Here is a 7,718-nt window from a genome sequence, read left to right as displayed (position 1 = left end):
CACGGGCACGGGTTTCGGAAACAACCGCGCATGGGGTATTGCCGCGAGCTATGTGAACGGCCCGCTCTCGATCGGCGGCGGCTATGTGCTGCTCGATCATCCGAACACGACCACCAACACGGGCGGCGCAATCGGCGGTACGTCGACCACGAGCGGCGACGACTACAGCGGCGCGTTCTTCTACAACCTCGACGGTGGCGTCGCGCGCCAGCAGATCGCGGCGGCCGGCGCAAACTACAAGATCGGCAAGGCCATTGCAGGCTTCGCGTTCAGCCACACGCAACTGGACTACACGGACGGCTCGTCGCGCAAGTTCAACAACTATGACGCCAACCTGCGTTACCTGCTCACGCCGGCCACCACGCTGATCGGCATCTACACGTTCACGGACGGCCGCGCGAACAATCTGCCGGGCACGGGCGGCGCATCGCTCGACCCGAAGTGGCAGCAGTTCACGCTGGGCGTGGATTACGCGCTCTCGAAGCGCACCGACGTCTATGTGTCTGCTACCTACCAGCTCGCGGCGGGCGATGCTTCGACGCGCGTGGGTTCGACGTATCGCCGTATCGCGTCGATCGCGTATGCGGGCGGCGCGTCGTCGACGAACCGTCAGGTGGATGTGTTCACGGGCATTCGCACGAAGTTCTAATCGCGCATTAGCGTAGAAAACGTCGTAAAAAAAGGCCTCGCAGCGATTGCGGGGCCTTTTGTTTATACAGCGTGAAGCGCCGCTTCAAGCGACGATGAAAACCTCAAGCCGAGCCGCGCTCGATCAGCGTAAAACCGACGTCGATCTTCGCGCGCTTGCACGTGCCGGTTTCAATCTTTTCGATCAGCATGGACGCCGCGAGCTTGCCGATTTTCGTGCCGTCGATACGGATGGTCGTGAGCGCCGGATCGGTGTCGCCCGCGAAATTCTGGTCGCCGTAGCCGATCACCTTTAGGCGTCCCGGCACGTCGAGCTTGCGAGCGTGCGCTTCCATCAGCACGCCCAGCGCCATGATGTCGGCGCCGCAGAAGATGGCGTCGATCTGCGGATGCTCATCGAGCAACTGCGCCAGCGCGCGGCGACCGTCGCCGAGATGCGCGGGCGAGGGCATGGCCGCCACCGGTACGTCACCGCCGAAGGTTTCGATGAAGGCGTCGGCGCGCAGCTTCGCGCGACGATCGCCCGGTGTGACGATGGCCGGATGACGCGCGCCGCGTTCGCGCAAGTAGTTGGCCGCCGTTTCGCCCACGCGCGTGTGCGAGAAGCCGATCAGCATGTCGAGCGGCGAGCGCGTGATGTCCCACGTTTCCACGACCGGAATGCCCGCCGCGCGCAGCTTCTGCCGCGAGGCTTCCGAGTGGATCACGCCGGTGAGCACGATGCCCGCAGGACGCCGCCCGATGATGGCGTCGAGCAGCGCCTCTTCGCGTGATTCGTCATAGCCGCTCTGACCGAGCAACAGCTGGAAACCGGCCGCGGCCAGTTCCGCGGTCAGCGCGGCCACGGTTTCCTGGAAGATGCTGCCAGCCATCGCCGGAATCAGGGCCACGACCAGATGGCTGCGGTTGGACGCGAGCGATCCCGCGATGAGGTCGGGCGTGTAACCCGTCTGTCGCACCGCCTCGCGCACGCGTTCGAGCGTTTCGACCGACACCAGCTCGGGATTGTTGAGCGCACGCGACACGGTGACCTTGGTGACGCCAATCAGCTTGGCCAGATCGCTGAGCGTGACGCGGCCGGTGTTCTTGCGGGCGCGCCGCGCGGCGGGGTTGGCGGCGGGCAGGGCGGTTTCTGTCGGGTTCTTTGTCACGGGCGCGGGTTTTCCTGCTGCAAAAAGGTGTTGTCAATTATCCCAAAACTGTACTACGATGACATCAATGTTACCGGTTACATTAACCGGTAACGTGATTCCAGAACGAAAAGGCCGAGCGTTCCCCAGCGCGGCGTCATGATTATGAGTGTGATCGGAGCGGCACCGTCCCTCCGATGCACGGAGACAGGCGAATGCTCCAGTCCAGCAAGACCTATAACGGGCCGCTCATCCGGCTCAACCAGAACGATACCGTCCTGATCGCGCGCGAGCCGCTGACGATCGGCCACCAGATCACCATCGAAGGCGAAGCGATCCGTCTGCGCGCGCAGGTCGCCGCGGGCCACAAGGTCGCCGCGCGCCGTATTGCGGCGGGCGAGCCCATCCGCAAGTACGACACCGTGATCGGCGTGGCCTCGCGCGACATCGAACCCGGCGACCACGTGCACATGCACAACATCACGCTCGTCGATTTCGAACGCGATCCGGGCTTCGGCCTGGACGTCAGGCCCGTGGACTATGTCCCGGTCGACCAGCGCGCGACCTTCCAGGGCATCGTGCGTCCCGACGGCCGTGTGGCTACGCGCAACTTCATCGGCATCATGGCTTCGGTGAACTGCTCGGCCACGGTGATTCGTCATATCGCCGATTATTTCACGCCCGAGCGCCTGCGCGACTATCCCAACGTTGACGGCGTGGTCGCATTCGCGCAGACGAGCGGCTGCGGCATGTCCTCGCCGAGCGAGCACTTCGACGTGCTTCGCCGCACCATCGCCGGTTATGCGCGCCATCCCAATCTCGGTGGTGTACTGATCGTCGGACTCGGTTGCGAGCGCAATCAGGTCGGCGATCTGCTCGACTCGCAAGGCCTCAAGACGGGCAAGGCCGTGCACGCGCTCGTCATGCAAAACACGGGTGGCACGCGCGCCACCATCGAAGCAGGCATCAAAGCCGTACAGGAGATGCTGGCCGCCGCAAACGACATCGTGCGCACGCCCGTGCCGGTCAGTCATCTCAAGATCGGTCTCGAATGCGGCGGTTCGGACGGTTTCTCGGGCATCACAGCGAACCCCGCGCTGGGCGCTGCGATGGACCTGCTCGTGCGCCACGGCGGCACCGCGATTCTTTCGGAAACGCCCGAGATTCACGGCGTCGAATACATGCTCACGCGTCGCGCCGTATCGCCGGAAGTCGGCCAGAAACTGCTCGACCGGCTCGCGTGGTGGGAGTGTTACACGCACGGTCACAATGGTCAGTTCAACGGCGTGGTCGGCCCGGGCAACCAGCAGGGCGGCCTCGCCAACATCTTCGAAAAGTCGCTCGGTTCTGCGATGAAGGGCGGCACAACGCCGCTGCAAGCCGTGTATGAATACGCGGAGCCGATCGACCGCGCGGGTTTCGTGTTCATGGATTCGCCCGGCTACGATCCGGTCGCGGTCACGGGCCAGATCGCGAGCGGCGCGAACCTGATCTGCTTCACGACGGGACGCGGTTCGATGTTCGGCTCAAAGCCCGCGCCAACGCTCAAGCTCGCGAGCAACACGCCAATGTTCACGCGTCTGGAAGAGGACATGGACATCAACTGCGGTCTGGTGATCGACGGCGAGCGCAGCATCGAGGAGATGGGGCAGGACATCTTCGATCTGATCGTGCGCGCGGCATCGGGCGAGCGTACCAAGAGCGAACTGCTCGGACTCGGCGACAACGAGTTCGTGCCCTGGCACATGGGCATCGTGAGCTGAGTGCGCGAGCCTCGCGCGTTGCTTTGAGATCAATAAAACACGTAGGAGACAGCAGATGCCGCAATCTGCTCAGCGGCCGGGCCGCTCGAACATGCGCTGGTGGGTCGCGGGCCTCATGTGGGCCGCGATCGCGATCAACTACATCGATCGCACGGTGCTCTCGGCGGCGGCGCCGAAAATTCAGTTGGAGTTCCATCTCGACGCGATCCAGATGGGCATCGTCATGTCGGCGTTCTTCTGGTCATATGCGCTGCTGCAGTTGCCTGCGGGCCTGCTCGCCGATCGCTACGGTCAGAAGAAGGTACTGGGTTTCGCGGTGCTCTGGTGGTCGCTCGCGACCGCGATGACGGGCCTCGCCAGCGGCTTCCGCTCGCTCGTGGCCTTGCGTGTGGCGCTGGGCGTGGGCGAGGCGGGCGCGTACCCGAGCAACGCGGGCATCGCGACGCGCTGGTTTCCGCGCAAGGAACGCGCGACCGTGGCGGGTATTTTCGACAGCGGCTCGAAACTCGGTGGTGCGATCGCGTTACCGCTGATCGCCTGGATGCTGGCCGTGTTCGACTGGAAGATGACCTTCGCGCTCACCGGCCTGCTCGGCATCGTCTGGTTCGTGGTGTGGCTCGTGAGCTTCACCGATTCACCCGCGAAGCATCCGCGTGTAAGCCCAGCGGAACTCGCGCACATCGAAAGCGACCGCAACCTGCACGGCGCGCAAGTTTCTGCACGCCCGCAATGGCGCAAGCTGCTCGCGCATCGCAACGTGTGGGCGATGTGCATCGGCTTCTTCATGATCAACTACAACTCGTACTTCTTCATCACGTGGCTGCCCTCGTATCTGATGAAGGAGCGCGGCATGAGTGTGCTTCAATGGGCTGGATGGCGTCGCTGCCGCTGCTGGCCTCGATCTTCGTGGAAATTCTGGCGGGCTGGGCCTCGGACCGCGTCTTCGCGAGTGGCAGGCTTTCGCTTACCGCCACGCGCAAGCTGTTTCTCGTGATCGGTCTGCTGATGGCGTCGAGCATCGGGTTTGCGGCGTTTGCGCAATCCGCCTGGCTGGCCGTTTTGCTGCTGTGCATCGCGAAGTCGGGGACCACCGTGGCGGCCTCGCAGGTGTGGGCGCTGCCCGGCGACGTTGCGCCGCCCAATGCCGTTTCCATGGTCGCGGGCCTGCAAAACACCGTGTCGAATCTGGGCGGCGTGATCGGCCCGGTCATCACGGGCGCCATCGTTGGCGCAACCGGTTCTTTCGTGCCCGCGCTGCTGTTCTCGTCGGCGCTGATCGCCATCGCGATCGTCAACTATCTGTTCCTCCTCGGGAAGGTGGAACCCATTCAATTCGGCGACCCTTCACAGGAAACACGCATTCATGAACCAGCAAACCTCGGCGCTTAATCCTTTCAAGGCGGCGCTGGCCGCGAAGCGCAAACAAGTGGGCTTCTGGCTGTCGATGGCCGACCCGTATCTCGCCGAAGTCAGCGCGACCGCGGGATTCGACTGGCTTCTGATCGATAGCGAACACGCGCCCAATGACGTGCGCACGATTCTCTCGCAATTGCAGGCCGTCGCGCCGTATCCGGGCGAGCCCGTGGTGCGTCCCGCTAGCGGCGATCCCGTGCTGCTCAAGCGCCTGCTCGATATCGGCGCGCGCAATCTGCTAGTGCCGATGGTCGATACCGCGGACGAAGCGCGCGCGCTGGTTTGCGCTGTGCGTTATCCGCCGCACGGTGTGCGCGGCGTGGGCAGCGCCGTGGGCCGCGCGTCGCGCTGGAGCCTGCGTACCGACTACCTCGATATTTCCGACGACGAGGTGTGCCTGCTCGTGCAAGCTGAGACGACCACGGCGCTTGGCAATCTCGAAGCGATTTGCGCGGTGGACGGCGTGGACGGTGTGTTCATCGGGCCGGCCGATCTCGCCGCTTCGATGGGCTATCGCGGCAAGGCCACACATCCCGAAGTTCAGCAGGCCATCGACAACGCCATCCGCACGATCGTCGCGTCGGGAAAGGCCGCGGGCACGCTCACGTCCGACCCCGCGCTCGCGCGCCATTACCTCGAACTCGGCTGCACGTTCGTGGCTACGGGCGTCGACATCCTGATGTTCGCGAATGCGGCGCGCAAGCTCGCACGCGACTTCTCGGACGTGCGCACGGGAGACTGATCCACGAAGCCGCGCGCACCGGCCGCAGATCAATAAAGGAGGAGACTCGACATGAACGATTTCGCAGTCAAGCGCCCCGCGCAAACCGGCACGCACGTCGCAGCCCTGCGCGAGAACTGGCGCGTCATCTTCGCCGCCACGGCAGGGTGGGCGCTTGACGCTTTCGACTTCACCATTCTGCTGTTCCTGATTCCGCATCTGGGCAAGGTGTTCGACGTGGGTCTGCCCGCGATGGCCTTCGTGGTGACTGCGACTGGTTTCGCGAAAGTCGCGGGCACCATCGGCTGGGGTTTCGCCGCCGACCGCTTTGGCCGCAAGGTCGTGTTCATGGCGGCTGTGCTGTGGTTCTCGTGCGCGGCCGGTTTGAGCGGCCTCGCATGGAGCTATGCGTCGTTCATGGCGATGCGCGTGCTGTTCGGCATCGGCTTCGGTGGCGAATGGACAGCGTCCGTCGCGCTGCTGATGGAAACGGTGCCCGCGAAGATTCGTCCGCTTGCCTCGGGCATCATGGTGGCTGGTTACGAGTTCGGCTATCTGCTCGCGGCGCTTGCGTTCCGCTTCCTCTTCCCGGTGATGGGCTGGCGCGGGATGTTCTTTCTCGGCGTGCTGCCCGCGCTGCTCACACTGTTCCTGCGTCGCAACGTGGGCGAGTCTCCGGACTGGGAACGCGAACAGCAAAACCAGAAGCGCCGCGGTGCGCGCGCATCCTTCATCTTCAATCCTGCCGTGTTGCAGGCGTGGATCTTCTCGGCGGCAATCAACTTTATGCTGTGGGCCGTGCAGGTGCTGTATCCGACTTTCCTGCTGACCACGCAGCATCTGGATTCGAGCCAGATTTTCCCATTTGTGATCGCGTATTCGGTGGGCTCGGTGATTGGCAAACCGCTCTCGGGTTATTCGGCCGCGCGTTTCGGTGAGCGCCGCACGATTTGCATGTTCCTCTGCGTGGTGATCCCGTCGACGGTGCTCTACACGCTTGTGCAAAGCCACTTCCTGCTTGGCGTGGGCGCATTCTGCATGGGCATGTTCGCGAACGGCCTGTTCGGCATCATGCCGCTTTACCAGGCACGGCGCTTCCCGTGGAGGGTCGCGCGACCGGCATCGGCATAAGTTATGCGATGACATCTATCAGCGTGATCGCGCCGTATGCGATCGCGCTTGTCACGCCCACGCTCGGCCTCAAGTTCGGCATGGCTACGTTCATCGCGGGCGGCGCGCTGCTGCTGATCGCCATCAGCCTGTTCGATACGTCGCGCTGGATGCCACGCGGCGAGGAAGCCGAGGGCAACACCGAAGCCGACGCGGCGCGTAACGAAACCGCGGCGCCGATGCTGGCAGCGGGCAATGCCGCGCGCTGAACAAGAAAACAGGAATATGTCGATGAACACCACCGCTCGGCGCTGGACCCGCCGTCCAGCCGACTCTACGTGGGGCGACTGGGGCGCTGATGACCAGCTCGGCCGTCTGAACCTCATTACGCCCGAAAAGGTGCTGGAAGGTCTGCGCGAGGCGCGCGAAGGGCGGACGTTCTGTTTGAGTCTGCCACTCGACTGTCCCGGCGACCGCGTGCTGAATCCGCGCCGCGCGCCGCCTCGCGTCGAACCCACGATGCGCGGCGAGATGCCGAACATGACGTACCCCCTGTCGCGCGACAACGCGAGCCTGACCGATGTGATCTGCGACGACACGGTCACGCTCGCGCTGCAGTACTCGACGCAGTGGGACAGCCTTGCGCACATGGGCCAATGGTTCGATGCCGACGGCGACGGCAAGCCGGAGATGTGCTTCTACAACGGCTTTCGCGCGGGCGACGACGTCGTCGGTCCGCTCGATTACCGCGACGAAAAGGCGGGTGAACCGCTGCCGCAATCCGGGCGCCCGTCGGGCGCCTACCGGCTCGGTATCGAGCATATGGCGGCGACCTGCGTGCAAGGCCGCGCGGTGATGGTCGATCTCAAGCGCCAGTTCGGCGCGCTGCCGCTGCGCATCGGCTACAACGAATTGATGGCGGCCATGGACGCG

8 protein-coding genes and 1 pseudogene are annotated in these 7,718 nt (G+C 64.2%); 8 read left to right on the top strand and 1 reads right to left on the bottom strand.

Annotation, left to right across the window (positions count from 1 at the left end; genetic code table 11):
* Positions 1-649: porin (locus VG320_RS07645; RefSeq protein WP_327199526.1), on the top strand; the 649-nt coding region annotated here is incomplete at its 5' end.
* Between the two features lie 103 nt (positions 650-752).
* Here the strand turns inward: VG320_RS07645 and VG320_RS07640 are convergent.
* Positions 753-1,772: a LacI family DNA-binding transcriptional regulator gene (locus VG320_RS07640; protein WP_327199527.1), complete on the bottom strand. Its 1,020-nt coding sequence runs from the start codon at positions 1,770-1,772 to the stop codon at positions 753-755.
* 221 nt (positions 1,773-1,993) lie between these two features.
* Here VG320_RS07640 and VG320_RS07635 point away from each other — a divergent pair, with 221 nt between their 5' ends.
* The 7 genes and pseudogenes from VG320_RS07635 to VG320_RS07605 all read left to right on the top strand — a co-directional run.
* On the top strand, positions 1,994-3,541 hold the full coding sequence (locus VG320_RS07635; RefSeq protein ID WP_327199525.1) for an altronate dehydratase family protein: 1,548 nt from the start codon (positions 1,994-1,996) through the stop codon (positions 3,539-3,541).
* A 55-nt stretch (positions 3,542-3,596) separates the two neighbouring features.
* Positions 3,597-4,535, top strand: coding sequence for an MFS transporter (locus VG320_RS07630; RefSeq protein ID WP_327199524.1), 939 nt, complete (start codon positions 3,597-3,599; stop codon positions 4,533-4,535).
* Positions 4,448-4,930: an MFS transporter gene (locus tag VG320_RS07625; RefSeq protein WP_327199523.1), complete on the top strand. Its 483-nt coding sequence runs from the start codon at positions 4,448-4,450 to the stop codon at positions 4,928-4,930. The genes VG320_RS07630 and VG320_RS07625 overlap by 88 nt, the downstream gene beginning before the upstream one ends.
* Entirely contained in the window at positions 4,905-5,696 is a 792-nt protein-coding gene (gene hpaI, locus VG320_RS07620) for a 4-hydroxy-2-oxoheptanedioate aldolase (RefSeq protein WP_327199522.1), read from the top strand. The genes VG320_RS07625 and hpaI overlap by 26 nt, the downstream gene beginning before the upstream one ends.
* A gap of 51 nt (positions 5,697-5,747) precedes the next feature.
* Positions 5,748-6,806, top strand: coding sequence for an MFS transporter (locus VG320_RS07615; RefSeq protein ID WP_327199521.1), 1,059 nt, complete (start codon positions 5,748-5,750; stop codon positions 6,804-6,806).
* Positions 6,807-6,814: 8 nt separating this feature from the next.
* Entirely contained in the window at positions 6,815-7,054 is a 240-nt protein-coding gene (locus VG320_RS07610) for a hypothetical protein (RefSeq protein ID WP_327199520.1), read from the top strand.
* Positions 7,055-7,076: 22 nt separating this feature from the next.
* Positions 7,077-7,718 (top strand): annotated as a pseudogene (locus tag VG320_RS07605) (cyclase family protein); the annotation flags it as partial.

Source organism: Paraburkholderia sp. (genome assembly GCF_035948235.1).
GTDB lineage: Bacteria > Pseudomonadota > Gammaproteobacteria > Burkholderiales > Burkholderiaceae > Paraburkholderia.
This window is presented reverse-complemented; position numbering and strand designations above follow the sequence as displayed.

What these genes read in the sequence shown, in the direction of transcription:
- VG320_RS07635 (WP_327199525.1), top strand. Translation starts at nt 1,994, where the DNA reads ATGCTCCAGTCCAGCAAGACCTATAACGGGCCGCTCATCCGGCTCAAC.
- VG320_RS07630 (WP_327199524.1), top strand. Translation starts at nt 3,597, where the DNA reads ATGCCGCAATCTGCTCAGCGGCCGGGCCGCTCGAACATGCGCTGGTGG.
- hpaI (WP_327199522.1), top strand. Translation starts at nt 4,905, where the DNA reads ATGAACCAGCAAACCTCGGCGCTTAATCCTTTCAAGGCGGCGCTGGCC.
- VG320_RS07615 (WP_327199521.1), top strand. Translation starts at nt 5,748, where the DNA reads ATGAACGATTTCGCAGTCAAGCGCCCCGCGCAAACCGGCACGCACGTC.
- VG320_RS07610 (WP_327199520.1), top strand. Translation starts at nt 6,815, where the DNA reads ATGACATCTATCAGCGTGATCGCGCCGTATGCGATCGCGCTTGTCACG.